General features: G+C 47.1%; 17 protein-coding genes. 13 read left to right on the plus strand and 4 right to left on the minus strand.

Features of this window, described 5'->3' with window-relative positions; genetic code table 11:
* The first annotated feature begins 28 nt into the window (after window positions 1-28).
* Entirely contained in the window at window positions 29-1,129 is a 1,101-nt protein-coding gene (rseP, locus tag MIC7113_RS17870) for an RIP metalloprotease RseP (protein WP_015183572.1), read from the plus strand.
* A 102-nt stretch (window positions 1,130-1,231) separates the two neighbouring features.
* Here the strand turns inward: rseP and MIC7113_RS17875 are convergent, their stop codons facing one another.
* Window positions 1,232-2,236: an NAD-dependent epimerase gene (locus MIC7113_RS17875; RefSeq protein ID WP_015183573.1), complete on the minus strand. Its 1,005-nt coding sequence runs from the start codon at window positions 2,234-2,236 to the stop codon at window positions 1,232-1,234.
* 195 nt (window positions 2,237-2,431) lie between these two features.
* Between MIC7113_RS17875 and MIC7113_RS33505 the strand changes: the two genes are divergently transcribed.
* The 4 genes from MIC7113_RS33505 to rpsN all read left to right on the plus strand — a co-directional run bounded on the left by MIC7113_RS33505 (window position 2,432) and on the right by rpsN (window position 8,351).
* On the plus strand, window positions 2,432-4,972 hold the full coding sequence (locus tag MIC7113_RS33505; protein ID WP_015183574.1) for a PAS domain S-box protein: 2,541 nt from the start codon (window positions 2,432-2,434) through the stop codon (window positions 4,970-4,972).
* 113 nt (window positions 4,973-5,085) lie between these two features.
* Window positions 5,086-7,053, plus strand: coding sequence for a hybrid sensor histidine kinase/response regulator (locus MIC7113_RS33510; RefSeq protein ID WP_015183575.1), 1,968 nt, complete (start codon window positions 5,086-5,088; stop codon window positions 7,051-7,053).
* Window positions 7,054-7,272: 219 nt separating this feature from the next.
* Window positions 7,273-7,989 (plus strand): endonuclease III, encoded by a 717-nt coding sequence (gene nth / locus MIC7113_RS17890; protein ID WP_015183576.1) that lies wholly within the window; start codon window positions 7,273-7,275, stop codon window positions 7,987-7,989.
* Window positions 7,990-8,048: 59 nt separating this feature from the next.
* A complete protein-coding gene (gene rpsN / locus MIC7113_RS17895) occupies window positions 8,049-8,351 on the plus strand; it encodes a 30S ribosomal protein S14 (RefSeq protein WP_015183577.1) in 303 nt (100 codons plus the stop codon).
* Between the two features lie 91 nt (window positions 8,352-8,442).
* Here rpsN and MIC7113_RS17900 read toward each other — a convergent pair whose 3' ends face one another.
* From MIC7113_RS17900 to MIC7113_RS17910, 3 genes are all read right to left on the minus strand, one after another.
* Window positions 8,443-8,772, minus strand: coding sequence for a hypothetical protein (locus MIC7113_RS17900; protein ID WP_015183578.1), 330 nt, complete (start codon window positions 8,770-8,772; stop codon window positions 8,443-8,445).
* 105 nt (window positions 8,773-8,877) lie between these two features.
* Window positions 8,878-10,596: a hypothetical protein gene (locus MIC7113_RS17905; RefSeq protein WP_015183579.1), complete on the minus strand. Its 1,719-nt coding sequence runs from the start codon at window positions 10,594-10,596 to the stop codon at window positions 8,878-8,880.
* 49 nt (window positions 10,597-10,645) lie between these two features.
* A complete protein-coding gene (locus MIC7113_RS17910) occupies window positions 10,646-12,229 on the minus strand; it encodes a hypothetical protein (RefSeq protein WP_015183580.1) in 1,584 nt (527 codons plus the stop codon).
* Window positions 12,230-12,678: 449 nt separating this feature from the next.
* Here MIC7113_RS17910 and leuB point away from each other — a divergent pair, with 449 nt between their 5' ends.
* From leuB to psbV2, 8 genes are all read left to right on the plus strand, one after another.
* Complete coding sequence (leuB, locus tag MIC7113_RS17915) at window positions 12,679-13,767, plus strand: 3-isopropylmalate dehydrogenase (protein WP_015183581.1); 1,089 nt, start codon at window positions 12,679-12,681, stop codon at window positions 13,765-13,767.
* Window positions 13,768-13,864: 97 nt separating this feature from the next.
* On the plus strand, window positions 13,865-14,131 hold the full coding sequence (locus MIC7113_RS17920; protein WP_015183582.1) for a hypothetical protein: 267 nt from the start codon (window positions 13,865-13,867) through the stop codon (window positions 14,129-14,131).
* 75 nt (window positions 14,132-14,206) lie between these two features.
* Window positions 14,207-15,028, plus strand: a complete 822-nt coding sequence (locus MIC7113_RS17925; protein WP_015183583.1) for a prepilin peptidase — start codon at window positions 14,207-14,209, stop codon at window positions 15,026-15,028.
* Between the two features lie 133 nt (window positions 15,029-15,161).
* A complete protein-coding gene (locus MIC7113_RS17930; protein ID WP_015183584.1) occupies window positions 15,162-15,392 on the plus strand; it encodes a hypothetical protein in 231 nt (76 codons plus the stop codon).
* A 16-nt stretch (window positions 15,393-15,408) separates the two neighbouring features.
* Window positions 15,409-16,338, plus strand: a complete 930-nt coding sequence (gene accD, locus MIC7113_RS17935; protein ID WP_015183585.1) for an acetyl-CoA carboxylase, carboxyltransferase subunit beta — start codon at window positions 15,409-15,411, stop codon at window positions 16,336-16,338.
* Between the two features lie 309 nt (window positions 16,339-16,647).
* Window positions 16,648-16,842: a translation initiation factor IF-2 N-terminal domain-containing protein gene (locus MIC7113_RS17940; RefSeq protein ID WP_015183586.1), complete on the plus strand. Its 195-nt coding sequence runs from the start codon at window positions 16,648-16,650 to the stop codon at window positions 16,840-16,842.
* 215 nt (window positions 16,843-17,057) lie between these two features.
* Window positions 17,058-17,546 (plus strand): photosystem II cytochrome c-550, encoded by a 489-nt coding sequence (psbV, locus tag MIC7113_RS17945; protein ID WP_015183587.1) that lies wholly within the window; start codon window positions 17,058-17,060, stop codon window positions 17,544-17,546.
* Between the two features lie 164 nt (window positions 17,547-17,710).
* Window positions 17,711-18,247 carry a photosystem II cytochrome PsbV2 gene (psbV2, locus tag MIC7113_RS17950; RefSeq protein ID WP_015183588.1) on the plus strand — a complete coding sequence of 179 codons (537 nt, stop codon included), beginning with the start codon at window positions 17,711-17,713 and terminating at the stop codon, window positions 18,245-18,247.
* Window positions 18,248-18,257: the final 10 nt, after the last annotated feature.

Genomic DNA, 18,257 nt, shown 5'->3' on the forward strand with positions numbered 1-18,257 from the left:
TGAGTTAATGTTACATTGAATCCTAATTATGTCAATTTTGGCGGCGATCGCAGTCCTGGCGGTTCTGATTTTAGTCCATGAGCTGGGTCATTTTATGGCAGCTCGTCTCCAAGGAATCTATGCCAATCGTTTCTCCTTAGGCTTTGGCCCCGTTTTGTGGAAGTATCAGGGTTCACAAACCGAGTATTCCATCCGAGCCTTTCCCTTAGGAGGGTTCGTGGGTTTCCCTGATGATGACCCGGATAGCGACATTCCTCCGAATGACCCGAATTTACTGCGTAACCGACCGATTTTAGACCGTGCGATCGTAATTAGTGCGGGTGTGATTGCCAATTTGGTGTTTGCTTACTTCCTCCTTGTGGGGCAAGTCGCAACCGTTGGCACCCCAGACTTTACTAACTTTAACTACCAGCCTGGTGTTCTCGTTCCTGAAGTTGTCGCACAAAGCAGTGTCGTGGCAAAAGAGGCGGGAATTCAAGCAGGGGATGTTGTTTTATCCGTCAATGGGCAAACGTTGGGAGCAAACCAGGAAGCCATCACTTACCTGATGAAGCAAATTCAACAATCGCCCAACAAACCTCTCAGGCTAACCATTCAGCGAAACCAAGAAACGCTGCCTATTGCCTTGAGGCCGGAACTCGGTCAAGATGGCAAAGGTAAAATCGGTGTACAGCTAGCCCCAAATGGTAATGTGGTACGTAAGCGGGCTAAAAATATTGGGGAGGCTTTCAGCAAGGCCGCCGACGAATATCAGCGTGTCGTAATTTTGACCGCAAAAGGCTTTGGTCAACTCATCAGTAACTTTGGCGAAACCGCCGAGCAAGTTTCGGGTCCGGTCAAGATTGTTGAAATTGGAGCCAATATTGCTCGTTCAGATGCTGCCAATCTTTTCCAATTTGCCGCTCTCATCAGCATTAACTTGGCAATCATTAATATCTTACCTTTACCCGCCTTGGATGGAGGTCAGCTTGTATTTTTGTTGATTGAGGGAGTGATGGGTAAGCCTTTGCCTACTGAAATTCAGCAAAACGTAATGCAGACCGGATTGGTGCTATTACTCGGTTTAGGTATTGTCTTGATTATTCGGGATACGGCTAATTTGGCTTGGGTACAAAAGCTATTGCAGTAAGGTTCAATCCGCTGGATGTAGAATTTATCGTTGTTCATCTTGGAGGGCTGTCTGATTAAAAAGACAGCCCTATTTTTAGGGTTAACAAATTCAACAAGACTGCTATAGGTAGTAGTTTTGATACCACCGAACAAAGCGATGAATCCCTTCTTCAATCGTTGTAGAGGGCTTAAATCCCACATCTTTCATTAATTCATCCACATCTGCATAAGTGGATAGGACATCCCCAGGCTGCAAGGGGAGAAAATTCTTCTCGACTGTTTTACCTAAAGCCTGTTCAATCACCTCGATAAAGGTCATTAACTCGACAGGGTTATTGTTACCAATGTTGTAAAGCTTATAGGGGGCTGAGCTAGGGGCGACTTCAGGATGATTGCCACTTGGGTTTACAGGGCTTTGGGGAGGTTTATGCATCACTCGCACCACGCCTTCAACTACATCATCCACATAAGTAAAATCACGCTTCATTTTGCCAAAGTTATAAATATCGATCGCCTTACCTTCTTGAATGGCTTTTACAAATTTGAAATAAGCCATATCTGGGCGTCCCCAAGGGCCGTAGACTGTGAAGAAACGCAGACCTGTGGCAGGTAAATTGTATAAATGACTGTAAACATGAGCAATTAATTCATTCGCCTTTTTGCTAGCAGCGTAAAGGGAAATGGGATGATCGACATTATCCGTGACGGCAAACGGAACTTTGGTGTTCACACCGTAAACAGAACTAGAAGAAGCAAAGACAAGATGCTTGACTTGAGTCTGACGACATCCTTCTAACAAATTGACAAACCCGGACATGTTACTGTCTACGTAAGCAAAGGGATTTTCTAGGGAATAGCGGACTCCGGCTTGAGCCGCGAGATTGATCACATAATCAAAGCTCTGTTCTGGAAATAGCTCAAGGATGCGATCGCGGTTTGCTAAATCTAGCCATTCAAACGTAAATTTCGCTTGGGGCTGTAGCTGAGCCAATCGATCTTTTTTTAACGTCACATCATAGTAATCATTCAGATTATCGATGCCATAAACCTCAATACCCTCTGCTAATAAGCGTTTGGCTAAGTGATAGCCAATAAATCCAGCAACTCCAGTAACTAAGACTTTCATCAGGTTTTTACTCCAGTTATCTTTCAGGGACAATAGTTCAGTACTATAGCTCCCCAGACTCCGTTTTTAGATAGATCAGGAGATGGAAGTCTCACATTTCGTGAGGAAATAACCAGAGACATTATCCTCACGGCATAGTGTACTCACCCCGCAAAGTGCTTAACATGAATTTGTAACCACTGAACATCATTGAAGATGCGGGAAGCTAAGCGATTGCTGCTGTCAAGTTACGGTGTTCCTGTGCTAGCAAGCCTGCTGGCATTGCTACTCCGTTCCCTACTCGCACCCCTTCTTCGGGAAAATGCTCCTCTTTTGGTCTTTATCATACCCGTGATGATCAGCGCCTGGTATGGTGGCTTGAAGCCTGGTTTGCTGGCGACAGCTATAAGTGCTTTGATCGGCTGCTATTTCTTTGTGCAACCTGTGTTTAGCCTAGACATTACGGGTGTGGCTAATGGAGTTCGGATCGGCATATTTCTCGTGGAGGGGGTGCTGATTAGTTGGTTGAGCGAAACACGGCGGGGTGCGATGCAGCGCAGTGAGGCGATCGCATCATCGTTACGGGAGAGTGAGGAGAGCTACCGCCTGCTCGTGGAAGGTGTGGAAGATTACGCTATTTTTAGGCTCGACCCCAAGGGAAATATTGTTACCTGGAACAACGGAGCAGAACGGATTAAAGGGTATAAAGCCGCAGACATTCTGGGTCAAAATTACTCGATTCTGTTTACAGTAGAGGATATTGAACGCCATAAGCCCGAACAAGCTCTCTTAATGGCGGTAAGAGAAGGTCATTTTGTCGAGGACAGTTGGCGGCGACGGAAAGATGGTTCCTTGTTTTGGGCAAGTACTACGATTACAGCATTACGAAATGAGTCGGGAAAGCTGTGTGGCTTCTCCAACGTAATCCGTGACATCACACAACGGAAACAAGCCGAGGAAGAATTACGCAAGCTGGTCAAAGACTTATCCGACGTAAAATTTGCCATCGATCGAGCCGCCATCTTGGCTACTACCGATGAAAGGGGAAACATCACCAATGTCAACGATAAGTTTTGCGAACTCTCCCAATACTCTAGGGAAGAACTGATTGGGCAGAATCATCGCCTGATTAATTCCGGTTACCATCCCCAAGAATTTTTTGCCAACCTCTGGTCAACCATTAAAAGGGGGGATGTATGGCATGGAGAAATCAAGAATAGAGCGAAGGATGGCTCTTACTATTGGGTGGATACGACAATCGTGCCGTTTTTGGATGATGCAGGGCAACCCTTTCAGTATCTTGCCATTCGTTTCGATATTAGCGATCGCAAGCACGCACAAGAAGTCTTACATCGCTATGCTCAACGCTTAGAAGCCTTACATGAAATTGACCGTGCTATTCTCAGAGCCGAGTCTACCAAACAGCTGGCTCGTGCTGCGCTTTTACGCCTGCATTCTGTGGTGCCCTACGAGCAAGCCATGGTGGTTCTATTCCGGTTCCAAACCCAAGAAGCAGAGCTACTGACAAGAGAGTGGAATGGAGAATTGAGGAGAGAAACGATACCCATCTCTGACTTGATACCCATTCAAGTGTCACTACAACAAGTATCGATTCGTTACATCGAAAACCTCAGTACCCTCGCTCCCTGTCCGCCACTGCTGGAACGCCAACTAGCTGAAGGGAAGCGTAGCTTCTTAAGTATTTCTCTGATTGCCGAAGGCGAGTTAATCGGTGAACTTGGGGTATTCGCCAGACCGGTTGCCGCCTTTACACAGGAACACCAAGAAATTGTCACGGAGGTTGCCAACCAACTTGCCATTGCGACACAGCAAGCCCGACTTCGGGAACAACGGCAAAACTACGCGGCTGAGTTAGAGCAACGGGTGATTGAGCGCACGGCTGAACTACAGGAGGCGAATGAAGCTCTAGAGGTATTTGTGTATTCCGCCTCTCACGACTTGCGTGCACCCCTGCGAGGCATACAAGGATTGGCTCAAGTCCTGTTAGAAGACTACGGCGATCTGTTTGATAGCGAGGGTCAGCTCTACGCCCAACGCCTTGTGCTGTCTGCTCAAGAGATGAGTGCTCTACTTCAAGACCTCCTAGATTACAGCCGCCTCAGTCGTGCTGAAATTAATCTACAAAGAATTGATTTAGCCTCCATCATGACCAGCGCGTTGACTCAGCTACAGACAGAACTGCAAGCACAAAAAGCACAGGTAAGGGTGGAGATACCGTGTTTTGAAGTGATGGGTCATCGCGCTACCTTAATTCAGGTGGTCACGAATTTGATCACCAATGCCATTAAGTTTGTACCTCCTGGCGTACAGCCACAGGTGCGAATATGGGCTGAGGAGAGAGGAGTTGGGGACGAGGAGCATCAGAACGTGAGTGCAGATGAGAATATGACTCAACTTCAGCCCAGAGACGAGAACAAAACGTTGCTCCCTGACATCAGGACTCCCTCCCGCTACGCTATTCCCAACAATCAGGTTACTCCCGTCGCTGCTGTTTCAGCCAACATTCGCTTATGGATAGAAGATAATGGCATTGGAATTGAGCCAAGACACCAAGAAAATATTTTCCAAGCCTTTGAGCGCTTGCATGGTGTGGAAACGTATTCCGGCACTGGGATGGGATTAGCCATTGTACGGAAGGGAGTCGAGCGGATGGGAGGTCGAGTCGGCGTTGAGTCGCAGTTCGGTGATGGTAGTCGCTTCTGGATAGAGCTACGGCAAACTACTTCAACAGCATGAATCGGGCACAGTCCGCGAATTAACCATTGTTGCAGCAATGTCTTTCAAAAGATGGAGACATAACAGCCTTGTGAAGTTTATCTTCTTGAATGGGAATCTGCCACAACCACCACATGTTCCGTCTTCTTCTCATTGATGATAGCCCAGATGACCGCGTTTTAATTCGTCGTGAACTGAGCCAGGAATTTCCCCACCTAGAAATCGAGGAAATTACCGAAGCCAAAAGTCTCAGTCAAGCTTTAAGTGCGGGTAATTTTGATTTGGTCATTACCGATTATCAACTCCGTTGGAACGATGGGTTGACTGTACTCCAGGAAATCAAATCACGCTATCCCGACTGCCCCGTGATTATGTTTACCGATAGCGGTAGCCAAGAAGTAGCGGTTGAAGCGATGAAGGCTGGGTTAGATGATTACCTGATTAAGTCACCCAAGCATTATGTTCGTCTGTCAAATGCAGTACGCTTAGCTTGGCAACGAAGGGAGTCTCAACGGAAAGCAGAGCGTTTGCAGATGCGCCTACAAGCACTGCTCAATCGTTTGAATGTGGGGGTTTTTCGTTCAACCTTACAGGGGCAGTTGCTCGAAGGGAATGCCTCGTTTTTACGTTTATTGGGCGTGAGTTCCTTGGAAGAAGCCCGAACTCTGGATTTACAGGCACTTTTACGGCTGCCAGAAGGGGAACTTCAACAGGGGAACTCGGAACACGAGATACACTTTTGTCGAGCCGATGGTCGTTTAATCTGGCTTTGTTTAAATCAATCGCTCAATACTACAGAAGGTGAGCCGATTCTGGAAGGATTAATCGAAGATATCACCGAGCGTAAGTTAGTTCAAGAAGAACTGAAACGAGCCAAGGACGAACTTGAAAACCGAGTCATCGAACGTACCCAAGAATTACGCCAGATCAACGCGCAACTGCTCAAAGAGATGCAAGAGCGTGAACAGGTACAACAGAGGGTGCATGAGAGTGAAGAACGATACAGGCATCTAGTGGAATTATCCCCGGATGCCATTATTATTAACAGTGGTGGGCAATTTGTCTTTATAAACAGTGTTGCTGTTAAGCTTTTCGGTGCAACAAGTCCGTCTGATTTAATTGGCAAACCAATCCTAGATAGGGTACATCCAGACTATCGGCAAATCGTCCAAGAGCAGATACGGCAAATCCTTGAGCAGGGGAAGCCAGTCGAGCTGATGGAACAGAAATTTTTGAGTTTTGATGGAACGGTGATCGATGTAGAAGTCGCGGCAGCTCCTTTCATTTACCAACAGCAGCCAGCCGTTCAAGTAGTTGTTCGGGACATTCGGACTCGTAAAAAGGCGGAAGAAGAACTCCGGAAAATGTTGGAGAAAGAAAGAGAACTCAGCGAACTTAAGTCTAGAATTATTACCACCATTTCTCACGAATACCGTACCCCATTGACCATTATACTTACTTCTGCTGAATTCCTGGAAAAATATAGTCATAAAATCACAGAAGAGAGGCGGTTACTTCATCTCAAGCGCATTCAGACTAGTAGTAAACACTTAGCAGACTTAGTGAGTGATGTACTATTTATGGGTCAAGCAGAGGCCGATCGATTAAAATTTAATCCAATCGTCCTTAATTTAGAAGTATTTTGCCGTGAAGTTCTCGAAGAAATACGCTTTAGTATCGACAACCAAGCAGTAATTATTTTTGTGGTAAAGGGCAACTGTACTCAGGCTTGTCTAGATGAAAAACAACTGCGACAAATCTTGATTAATTTGCTTTCAAATGCCATTAAATATTCCCCTAAAGGCGGTACAATTCAATTTAACCTTGAATGTCAGGAAAATGTGGCTGTTTTCAGGATTCAGGATGAAGGCATCGGCATTCCCACAGAAGATGTTTCTCAACTGTTCGAGTCATTTCATCGAGCCAGTAACGTTGAAACCATTCCGGGTACCGGTCTAGGTTTGGCAATTGTCAAAAAGTGCGTGGATTCGCACCAAGGCAAAATTACAGTGAACAGTGTTGTCGATGGAGGGACGACGTTTACTGTTACGTTGCCATTGAAACCGCCAGTTTCTCACTTTGATTTGCGCTCAAGTCGATAGATATAAATAAACGAAAAGCTGACTTACTATACTTCCTTTAAAATAGACCTTACAAGATTGTCCGGGAGCGGGTAAGCTAATCGGCATTTAAATTGAGCTTAAATTGAGCTTTGAGGTTGGCGGTTGAAAGGGTTGGTGCAAGATATGAGTTATGCAATTTAAATTCTGATTAGCTTAATCACATTACCCATTAACAATTACCAATTATCCACACACTATATGAGCATCACTCGTAAATGGGCTGCCAAGCAGCAGCGGGCAATCGAGATATTGATTCGCCTCAAGCGTTTGTATCCAGAAGCGCCCTGTACACTGAACTACGAAACACCTGTACAGTTGCTAGTGGCAACAATCCTCTCGGCTCAATGTACCGATGAGCGGGTGAATAAGGTGACACCTGAGCTGTTTCGCCGTTTTCCCACAGCCGTAGCTTTATCCGCCGCCAATCTAGAGGAAATTGAAACTTTAGTTCGTTCTACGGGCTTTTATCGCAACAAGGCGAAAAATATTCAAGGGGCCTGTCGCATGATTATGACCGAGTTTGGGGGTGAAGTGCCCAAACGCATGGAAGAACTCTTAAATTTGCCTGGAGTGGCTCGGAAAACGGCAAATGTTGTTCTAGCTCATGCTTATGATATTCATGCTGGTGTTACCGTGGATACTCATGTCAAGCGCCTGAGCAATCGACTCGGATTGACTGAACATACCGACCCCATTCGCATTGAGCGAGATTTGATGCGGCTGTTGCCTCAAGCGGAATGGGAAAATTGGTCAATTCGGTTAATTTATCACGGTAGGGCGATTTGTCAGGCACGAAAACCTCTGTGTGATCACTGTGCTCTTGCCGATATATGCCCTAGTGCGGCGCTATCAAACACCCTGCCTACCGAGGTCAATCTTGTAAAATCTGCTGCCTCTTTACCTACAACCAAGTGAAGCCATCGGATAAGATGGAAGATGCTGTCTTTTCTGGACTCTAGGAAACTCAAAATTTCATGGCGAAAAAAAGCATGATTGAGCGCGAAAAAAAGCGCCAAAAGCTGATCGATAAGTATGCTGACAAGCGGGAAGAGCTCAAAGCGCAATTTGAAAATGCTGGCACTCAGCGCGAGAAGTTAGAAGCTCACCGCAAGCTGCAACAATTACCCCGCAACAGTGCGCCGACCCGTCTACGGAACCGTTGTTGGGTTACGGGACGTCCCCGTGCTTACTACCGGGATTTTGGACTATCTCGCCATGTGCTACGGGAATGGGCACACCAAGGTCTGTTGCCAGGGGTTGTCAAATCTAGCTGGTAGGTTAATAGGTTTGCAGGTTGCAAGGTTCGCAAGTTGCCAGTTAGAAGATTATTCTGAGCCTTTGAACCTTCAACCTTCAACCTTTCAACCCCTAATTCCCACAACAGCGGTCAATGCCGAGGCTTTGCAAAAGTAAATCACTGACGGCATTGGCGATCGCAAACTCGCTATAAAAGCTCTCGCGAAAGTCAAACGCCTGCATTTCCGTCAAAATCGCAATCACCAGCGATCCCAAATCATTTTCGCCCTCCATCCGTTGGCGGACAAAGATTTGGGATGCCCTTCGGGCTATCTGCTGATTCACTGGCTCTGGAATAAATTCGCGATCGAGCCAAGTGACAAGAGCCTCTCGCAGCCATTCTCCTTCTTGCTGGGCATTCTGGGGAGGGGGGAGTGTAATCGGTGGAATTGGTTCAGCCATTAGTCAAGATAACAAGACAACAGTCTTGAACTCATTCTAAGTGGCATTGGCAGGGGCGATACACGGAATGTAATCACCCCTGCGGCGAACGCCGATGTTTGAGGTTTAACGGAATTCTACTGAAGAACGCCCAGAAAGCAACGCTTTCAGATCAGATTCCCCGATTTTTTGCAACTGTCGCGTGAACTGAAGGCTCAACAGTGTAAACGCCAGTGATTGACCGATAACGGCGAGGAACACAGTGATTCCGGTGGTCGTTTCTAAACTTGCCCAAGGAAAGGCAGAAAACAGCCAAACCCCAGGGTTGTCCATCGGTGTCATCGACAAGAATGTGAAAATAATTGGGGGCACAACAATCAATCCTCCAACGCTTGTCGCCGCCCAAACTGCACGTTTTGGCGTTTTCATCAAGAGCATGAATTGTGCCACCGCTGCATAAAGAATTGTTAAGCTGGAACTGACTAATAGCCCCCAAAGGGCTGGGATTTTCAGTTCACTGTTAGGCCAGAACAATATCCAAGGTAGCAAGATGGAAGATGCGATCGCTAAATTCAGGGCGACGGCTACCAGCGCAGGGCTTCTTTCACCCCAAACCAAATCTAACAATACGCCTCTTTTGTGAACTGAACGCTGCTGGTGGCGATAACGCATCCAATCTTGCATCCCTTGTCGCTGTGGGCTGAGTGCGGCAATCAGTCCCAAAAACAGCAGCAGGTTAAACACGAGTAGAACCTGAAAATTACTAAACGCACCTCGGTTATAACTTGTCCATTCTGTAACTTCCGGGTTCACAGCAAACCCAAGAATTACCGCCTCAAAGCAAGCCGTTAACCAGTAACTTTGTTGCTTACCCAAGAGAGTAGCACTGGGATTATGGAAGCAACGCTTGACAGCTTGCCAAATCCAGTAAGTCCACAACCCGAAGTTGAGTACCATCAAACCCCCAATACTCCCAATGCTGCTCCCTACAGGCATCGAGAAATAGGTCAACTGTTGTAAGCTAGACCTGTAATTCTCTGTAGTGGAAGCATCTAGAGAATAGGAACCCATCAAATAGGGCAATACAACCTCTGGATTAAACAGGAATAACCAGTCGAAGGGCGAATGGGTGGCATAACTACCGCTACTCATGAGCATCGTTGTCATTGCGAAAAGGAACATCAGCACCACACCACTACCCAACCAAGCTTGAAAACCTCCCAATCCTTTGCCTACTAAGCCTAATAACAGAGCCAGAGTGTAGAAAAACAGGCAACTGGTACCCAGGACACCGTAATAACCCAAAATCAGAGATAAAGAAATTCCACCCGACAACCCAGCGATTAAATGTAAAGGTAAAGCCAAAAAGCCCACGAAATAAAGTAGCATCGGGACTCCTAGCATTTTCCCCATCAAGATGCTGGGGCTAGACTGAGGCGTGAGGCGTAGAAAGTTCAGCGTGCCACGACGTTCTTCTTTCGCCAAGTCAGCAATCAGCATATAAGTACCGACCACCAATAGGGCAAAAATGCCCATAATGCTCAGCCCAAAAAATACATCTTTCCACCACAGCGACCAATTAATCACAAAACCCTTAAAACCATCCGCGAGGCAGATAGGAGGAGAGTACGGTGGGGCTGTACCCGTACAATATCGGTTAGATATAGCAGTCGCGCTCTCGTTCGGCACCGGTAGCTGACTAGAGAAATTCATCAGCAATAGTAGTTGACTAACAAGAGAAACGGCTGTGGCGATCAGAATATTGCGGGGTACAAGACGCCCTTTAATTTCTCGGAAAAGTTGCGGATTCCATTCACCGATTTGATCGATTCTAGGTAAAGCCATAAGGATTTTCTCAACTACAAAACATTGGGATTGAGTTAACTGGAGCTTTTTATTTCAAGGCACGGGAGGGTAGAGAAGCTGACTGAGTTAAAAGCCCCTTGGAGGTAGATTCGCCCAGCTTTCGGAATTGTCGCGTCAACTGTAGAGTTAATACTCCGAGTATACCCAGTTGAGTCAGAAAACCTAGGAAAAGAGTTGTCGCAGAGGCATGGGTAAAAGCAACGATAGGTAAAGGTGACAACAGCCACAAAAACGGCATATCTAGGAGACTCATGCCCATAGTTACCCAAATAGCCAATAACCCTCCCACTAAAACCCCTACCGTGCCAACAATCCAAGCCGATTGCTTCCATCTGCTCATAAAAACCATGACTTGGGCAATCGCCACATAAATCAAGATGACATTCAGGGTGAGCAATAAACCCAAGAGTGCGCTTGGGGCAGTGAAATCCTGGCTAGACTCAACCTGTCCGAGTCGCCATACCATCCAAGGGAACCAAATTGCAGTGGTAAGCAGGAAATTAATGGCGATCGCAACTAAGGCTGGACTCTTTTCGCCCCACATTAAATCCTGTATCAAAGAGCGATTCAACAAACCCTTGTCCGTAAAATGGCTTGTGTGTCGATAGCGTGCCCAATCTCGCAAGGCTTGGGGACGAGGAGACAACACTCCACCTAGAGAGATGAATCCTACAGGGTTGAAAACAAACAGCGTTAGTGTACCCAGAACAACCTGAGAATCTAGAAATATTTGAGAATCTGAACTAAATTCATTTAAAGGTGGGACACAGAATCCTAACAGCCACACTTGAATACTAGCGACTAACCAGTAACTTTGTGACTTGCTCACAAGGGTAGAATTTGGGTTACGAAAAATTCGATTAACGGATTGCCAAATCCAGTAAGTTGCCACACTCAAAGTAATCAGCATCCACAGAAAAATAAGTTGTGGATCAGATCCCACTGGCAAAGAGAACCAGTACCAGTTGCTTAACCCATTACTCCACCCAGATTGATCAAAAATGAAATTAATGAAAGAAATATAAACCGCGCCGGCTATAAAACCTAACAAGCTACCACTCCAAGCCAGAGCTTGAATTCCGTTTTTAGCTCCATAGAGCAATGTCATCAGGAAAGCACTACTATAAAACAAACCACAAGCGACACCCCAAAGTAGATAAATTTCCAAGAGCCAGCCTAAAGGGAAATCCCCTGCTAAGGCAGAGCCAAAATGCAAGGGAAGGGCGAGAATTATCCCCAAATAAAGTACAGCAGGAACCCCTAGCATTTTCCCAGTCAGAATGCTTTGACTCGACTGTGGACTCAAGCGAATAAAGTTAAGAGTGCCGCGATGCTCTTCTTTCCCCAAATCACTCATGAGTAGGTAAATCCCACAAGTTAGTAGGAGAAAAGGCAGTATCCAGTTGAGAACTATAAACACACTCTCCCATCGGACATACCAGCTATTTGTGCTGTCGCCGACCATCTCACTGCCAAGGAGGAGGAGAAAGATTTGACAGACGAAGGAGATAGTGACTCCCAAAAAGAGGTTTCGGGTCGTAAGTTGACCTTTGAGTTCCCGAAACAGTTGCGGATTCCACTCGCCCAGTTGATTTAGTCGTTTTAGTTCCATTAATCATGTCTCCAATGCAACAGAGGGCTGACTCTATATCAATTTTGGCTGCCTATTAGTAGTATTTATCTCCTTGCCGTGTACCACTTATGCAAGCAACCGGAGGAATTACTCCCCATCTACGGAAATTCCAGAATTGGCAGGATTTATGGAAAAGCAGAAGCTATGGGCGTAGCGCCAGCTTAAGGTTCAAGAGGCTATTAGGAAAGTCTTCTGAGCCTTTTGCTCGATGTTCAGACTTAATACTTGCCCAATCCCGTCTTCCCAATTAACGCCAATCCTATCCTTTCCGGAGCCTCTGTGACAGGAGCTTTTAAACAAACGACCAACATGAAAATGCGGCGAGTGGTTGAAACCGTTCCTTTCCCCGCTATGATAATAAACCGGTTGGGGTTACCCGCTGTTTACCGATTTCACTTCTCGCATCATCTACGGAGCAAGCAACCAGCATGGCACAACATTACCGTATTACTCTTTTGCCAGGTGATGGCATTGGCCCGGAAATCATGGCAGTCGCGGTAGATGTCTTAAAAGTCGTCGGTGAACAGCTCAATATCACCTTTGAATTCACCGAAGCCTTAATCGGGGGGGCGGCAATTGATGCAACAGGTGAGCCTCTACCTGCCCAAACCCTAGAAATTTGCCGTGATAGTGATGCTGTCTTACTGGCGGCGATTGGCGGTTACAAGTGGGATACGCTTTCCCGGCATTTACGCCCTGAAACTGGACTGTTGGGACTGAGAGCGGGTTTGGGTTTATTTGCCAATCTACGACCTGCGACGATTTTACCCCAACTCATTGATGCCTCAAGTTTAAAACGAGAGGTAGTTGAGGGCGTTGATATTATGGTGGTGCGAGAACTCACTGGCGGGATCTACTTTGGTCAACCCAGGGGAATCTTTACCACAGAAACGGGTGAGAAGCGAGGCGTCAATACAATGGCTTATACGGAAGCCGAAATTGACCGAATTGGGCGGGTCGCTTTTGAAACGGCTCGAAAACGGGGGAAAAAACTTTGCTCCGTGGATAAATCCAATGTGCTGGAAGTGTCCCAGTTATGGCGCGATCGCATGACTCAACTCGCGGCTGAGTATCCGGATGTAGAGCTTTCTCACCTGTATGTTGATAATGCTGCGATGCAGCTTTTGCGGGCACCAAAGCAATTTGACACGATTGTTACTGGCAATCTGTTCGGAGATATTCTCTCGGATGCCGCTGCCATGCTCACCGGTAGTATTGGAATGTTACCCTCCGCGAGTTTAGGCGAAAAAGGGCCTGGGCTGTTTGAACCCGTTCATGGCTCTGCCCCCGACATTGCTGGACAAGATAAAGCTAACCCGTTAGCCCAGGTTCTGAGTGCAGCAATGATGCTACGCTATGGTTTAAATCAGCCGACGGCGGCTGACCGAATTGAGCAAGCCGTACTCAGGGTTTTGGATCAAGGCGATCGCACAGGGGACATCATGTCAGAAGGAATGAACCCACTGGGTTGCCGAGCCATGGGAAATGCCCTGATTCAGGCACTATCGGGAGGCTAAATCATAGGACTGGCGTAGCCTTCGTTTACGCGCTCAAGCCTCTTGCTGTAATTGCGCTGTTGGATTAAAGTCGAGCTTAAATAATAGGGGTAGGCGGGTGGTATATACATCATCACAGCAATGGCCAGAAAATTACATAGAGCGGATGGATATTCCGATGTTGCTAGACCCTGTTTTACTGAGGTCAGCTCGACAGATTTATCGGACTTATTATGAAGTGCATCCAGAGCTCACACAACGTCCTACAGGTGTCGCCATTGACCGATATACCCATCGCGGCAAGCTAATTTTTAAGAAAAGACCGATTCTTTTGCCTCAAGAATGTTTTGTGCCTTTTAGTCAACTGGAGGCAGAAATTTATTAGTGATAAGTTATTAGTGATCGCTCCTGGATCATTCAACTAAGGACTAGGAACTAAAGGCTATACCTAGGACATGAAATGGAAGCGCTGTTTACTGCTGTAACATCTTTGATTGTTTTTGCTGTAGGTGCATCGTTTGGTAGCTTCCTCAATGTTGTGGTTTACCGACTACCAGCAAAGTTATCGCTGTTGTGGCCCCCCTCCCGCTGCCCTGATTGCTCGCATCTGTTAAAAAAGCGGGATAATGTCCCCGTCATAGGCTGGCTGTGGTTGAAAGGACGTTGTCGTTACTGTAAACGTCGAATTTCTTGGCGCTATCCTGTTGTTGAGGCCGTAACGGGTCTGCTATTTTTGTTAGTATTTTTGCTCTATGGTTTTAGTGGGCAAACGTTAGGATATTGGGCTTTTTTGAGTTGGTTATTGGTGCTTTCTCTGATTGACCTAGACACCATGACTTTACCAAATTCATTGACTCAATCAGGATTAATTGTGGGTTTAGTCTTTCAAGGAACTGTCGGTTTTTTCCACTCGTCTCAATGGACAGGAATGTCTCAGCAGCTCATGACTGGTATAGTCGGTGCCGTGCTGGGAATTTGGTTATTTGATTTCATTGCCTTTGCCGGCTCGATGGTATTTGGACAAACCGCTATGGGTGGGGGTGATGCCAAATTAGCGGCGATGATGGGAGCCTGGTTGGGATGGAAATATCTGCTGTTGAGTGGGTTTATCGCCTGTGCCCTAGGAGCCTTTGTTGGAGGAGGTGCGATCGCTCTGGGCTGGATCGACCGAAGACAACCGATGCCCTTTGGCCCCTTTCTCGCCTTAGGAGCCGGCTTGACCGTTTTTTGGGGCGAGGCGATTGTTTCTACCTATATGCAGCTATTTTTCCCTTGGAGTTGAAGCCTGGTACGTCTGGAGAAAACCGCTTTGAACTTTTAACCAACCCTACAACCTCCAACATTCAACCTTTATTCCCAATTCCTTGTATTATTGACCCAAAAATATGCATCATGAGTCTTGATAAGATTAACCTGTGTCCTGGATAACCCTAAAAACCACCAATGCCCGCTGGGAAGCCGAGCTGATGCAGCAGGTGCTAGCGGCTCATGAGATTCCGAGTCGAATTCTCGATACGGGGATAACTCCTTATTTCGGTGCGGGTAGCCCCGCAGCATTGCAAGTTCGCCCCCAAGACCAATGGACAGCTTTACTTCTATTGAGTTGTCCCGAAGAGGAGCAAGCAGGGGCATCAGATAACAATTAAGGAATAAAAAAATTTCATGTCTCTATTCGATTGGTTTGCAAATCGACGAAAATCAGAACCCACTAATCCACAACCGCCAGAGCGTGAGATTGCAGACGGGCTATGGACAAAGTGCCCGGAATGCGGGGTCTTGGCTTACACAAAAGACCTGCAAGCCAATCAAATGGTTTGTCTAGAATGCAAGCATCACATGCGGGTCTATAGTGACGAGCGCATTGGGCAACTGATTGACCCTAATACTTGGATTCCCCTGGATGAGCATTTGTGTCCGACCGATCCCTTGAAGTTTCGCGATCGCAAACAATATGCGGATCGTTTGCGAGAAACTCAAGATAAAATCCACCTGGTGGACGCGGTTCAAACCGGTACGGGTCAACTCGATAGCTTACCTATGGCTTTGGGGGCCATGGACTTCCGCTTTATGGGGGGCAGTATGGGTTCTGTGGTGGGCGAAAAACTCACCCGTTTGATCGAACATGCCACGCTACGCAGCCTACCTGTTGTAATTATCTGTGCCTCCGGGGGAGCCAGGATGCAAGAGGGGATGCTCAGTCTAATGCAGATGGCCAAAATCTCAGGAGCCTTAGAACGCCATCGCGAAGCCAGACTGCTTTACATTCCAGTTCTGACGCATCCCACCACAGGTGGCGTCACGGCAAGCTTTGCCATGCTAGGAGACATCATTCTGGCAGAACCTGAAGCAACGATTGGCTTTGCCGGACGTCGGGTAATTGAGCAAACCCTGCGAGAAAAACTGCCAGACGACTTTCAGACTTCTGAGTATTTATTACAGCATGGCTTTGTGGATGCGATCGTGCCCCGAACTCAGTTGAAAAGAACCCTGGCTCAACTAATTCGTCTCCATCAACCCCTCTCTACATCACCGTCGATGTTTCCCTTACCTGAAGCAATGCGCTTGAGTGTTACCAAGGGAAGTGGAAGCTAAGGAAAACCCAAAAGTAGAGCAGAGGGGGAAGGTTTGTAAAGTTAAGCCGTTGTGCCTTTAACTTACATAACTGGGGGGCAGGATTCCCATCCCACAAGCAATCTCTACGCTTGGAATCTGCAATTTAGATGATTGTTAGCTTCTCGGAATCATTCCGGGATGAAAGTTGAGCTATTCCCCCGTTCTCCCCCACTCCCCCCTCTCCCCATCCAATTGATCCCAACCCACTCTTGGCAAGTTAGGGAAAGGCGTCGCAAGGTGGCATCATATTTTAAGAGACTCGATCTTGTTTGTTGCCAGCCAATAATTATGGGGTTTGCAGACCTGTCAATTGCGGAGATTGCCGCAGAGTATAACCTTCCTCCTGAGGAAGTTTGCCATCGATGCGAGCAGTTGGGAATTGCTTACAAAACTCAAGAAACCCGTCTGGCTCTGGAGGATGCCAAGGCAATTATTTCTATGATTTTGTCCGAAAGAGAGGGTTCAGTTACACCTCGAGAGTAGGGGAGATTAAGCTCCATCTACCATCAGTGAGTAATTCCTTTGGGAAAGCTCCCACTAAGCCAGTGCGCCTTGACGAGAGCACTCCAAAGAATCTTCTTTTGCCGATTGCTGGGTTGACGGCGATGCCCCTCAGATAGAGGATAGGCTCCAGATTGAGTCCGTGCTGTGTTGAGTAGCTAAAACGAATGAGCCATATTTTTGAAGGAGAACCAAGAATGAAGCGATTCATCTTGCTTGCGTTGGCAGTTGTATTTTTTGCCTTTCAAATCGCTGTTGGGAGTGCAGCCGCTGTTGAACTGACCCCGGAAATACGCACGGTGAAGGCCGATGAAGCGGGTGACACCATTACCCTCAGCCTCCAGCAAGTGCAAAAAGGCAAGCGCTTGTTTAACGATACCTGTGCTCAATGTCATGGGGGCGGCAGAACGAAAACTGACCCCAACGTGGGCTTAGGGACTGATGCGCTGGCTGGAGCAACACCACCCCGTGATAATATTGCCGCGTTGGTGGATTACATGAAGAATCCCACGACCTACGACGGGGTGACTGAAATTGCTGAGTTACACCCCAGTATCAAGAGTGCTGATATCTATCCCGAAATGAGAAATCTCACCGATGATGACCTAGAAGCGATCGCGGGTCATATCCTGTTCCAGCCGAAAATCCTTGGCAGAATGTGGGGAGGTGGCAAAGTCTACAACTAATATCCAGCTTGTGTGATTGGGTCATGGGTCATGGGTCATTAGTCATTGGTGATGCCTCTAGTCGTTAGACATGGGCTGACAAACTGAAGTACTCATGACTGATGACTAAAGACTAAGGATTAATGGCGAATGGCTCATGACCAACGACTAAGGACTAAGGATTAATGCTGACCCGCTCCATCCAAATCCCTCAAGTTTTACACGCCTTACGGCGTCAACTGTTCTCGGTTCACTTTTTACTAGCCGCTGTAATCGCTGTCTGGGGCGTTTTTCTGGTCAGCTCACCGGCTCAGGCGGCTACAGATAGCTACGTTAGGCGCTACCTCGATGTCAAAGAGCCAATCTCTCTGGCGTTAGATGGGAAGGGTCAAACCAAGCCGTTCTCTGGCGAAGACTTGTCCTTTGGGAAAGAGCTGTTTGAGGCTCATTGCCTCAATTGTCATGTTGGGGGAGCCACCTTGCCAGATCCAACCGTGTCTCTGGCACTAGATACCCTGGCGGGTGCCACACCACCTCGTGATAATATCAACGGCATTGTGAATTTCTTGAGAGAACCCATGACCTATGACGGCAGCGATCTGAGCTTTTGGTGCCGTCAAGTCTCGGAAAGTTGGATACCACAGGAGCAAATTGAGAAGTTAGCTGCTTTTGTTTTGAGAGCTGCCCAAAAAGCACCTGGATGGGGTACCTCCAATTTCTAGAGGCCGCTAG

Source organism: Allocoleopsis franciscana PCC 7113, assembly GCF_000317515.1.
Taxonomy (GTDB): domain Bacteria; phylum Cyanobacteriota; class Cyanobacteriia; order Cyanobacteriales; family Coleofasciculaceae; genus Allocoleopsis; species Allocoleopsis franciscana.

Coding starts and splice junctions, on each gene's coding strand:
- rseP (WP_015183572.1), top strand. CDS start 29: ATGTCAATTTTGGCGGCGATCGCAGTCCTGGCGGTTCTGATTTTAGTC.
- MIC7113_RS17875 (WP_015183573.1), bottom strand. CDS start 2,236: ATGAAAGTCTTAGTTACTGGAGTTGCTGGATTTATTGGCTATCACTTA.
- MIC7113_RS17925 (WP_015183583.1), top strand. CDS start 14,207: ATGGAAGCGCTGTTTACTGCTGTAACATCTTTGATTGTTTTTGCTGTA.
- psbV2 (WP_015183588.1), top strand. CDS start 17,711: ATGCTGACCCGCTCCATCCAAATCCCTCAAGTTTTACACGCCTTACGG.
- MIC7113_RS17940 (WP_015183586.1), top strand. CDS start 16,648: ATGGGGTTTGCAGACCTGTCAATTGCGGAGATTGCCGCAGAGTATAAC.
- MIC7113_RS17910 (WP_015183580.1), bottom strand. CDS start 12,229: ATGGAACTAAAACGACTAAATCAACTGGGCGAGTGGAATCCGCAACTG.
- nth (WP_015183576.1), top strand. CDS start 7,273: ATGAGCATCACTCGTAAATGGGCTGCCAAGCAGCAGCGGGCAATCGAG.
- accD (WP_015183585.1), top strand. CDS start 15,409: ATGTCTCTATTCGATTGGTTTGCAAATCGACGAAAATCAGAACCCACT.
- rpsN (WP_015183577.1), top strand. CDS start 8,049: ATGGCGAAAAAAAGCATGATTGAGCGCGAAAAAAAGCGCCAAAAGCTG.
- MIC7113_RS33505 (WP_015183574.1), top strand. CDS start 2,432: ATGCGGGAAGCTAAGCGATTGCTGCTGTCAAGTTACGGTGTTCCTGTG.
- MIC7113_RS33510 (WP_015183575.1), top strand. CDS start 5,086: ATGTTCCGTCTTCTTCTCATTGATGATAGCCCAGATGACCGCGTTTTA.
- psbV (WP_015183587.1), top strand. CDS start 17,058: ATGAAGCGATTCATCTTGCTTGCGTTGGCAGTTGTATTTTTTGCCTTT.
- MIC7113_RS17900 (WP_015183578.1), bottom strand. CDS start 8,772: ATGGCTGAACCAATTCCACCGATTACACTCCCCCCTCCCCAGAATGCC.
- MIC7113_RS17905 (WP_015183579.1), bottom strand. CDS start 10,596: ATGGCTTTACCTAGAATCGATCAAATCGGTGAATGGAATCCGCAACTT.
- leuB (WP_015183581.1), top strand. CDS start 12,679: ATGGCACAACATTACCGTATTACTCTTTTGCCAGGTGATGGCATTGGC.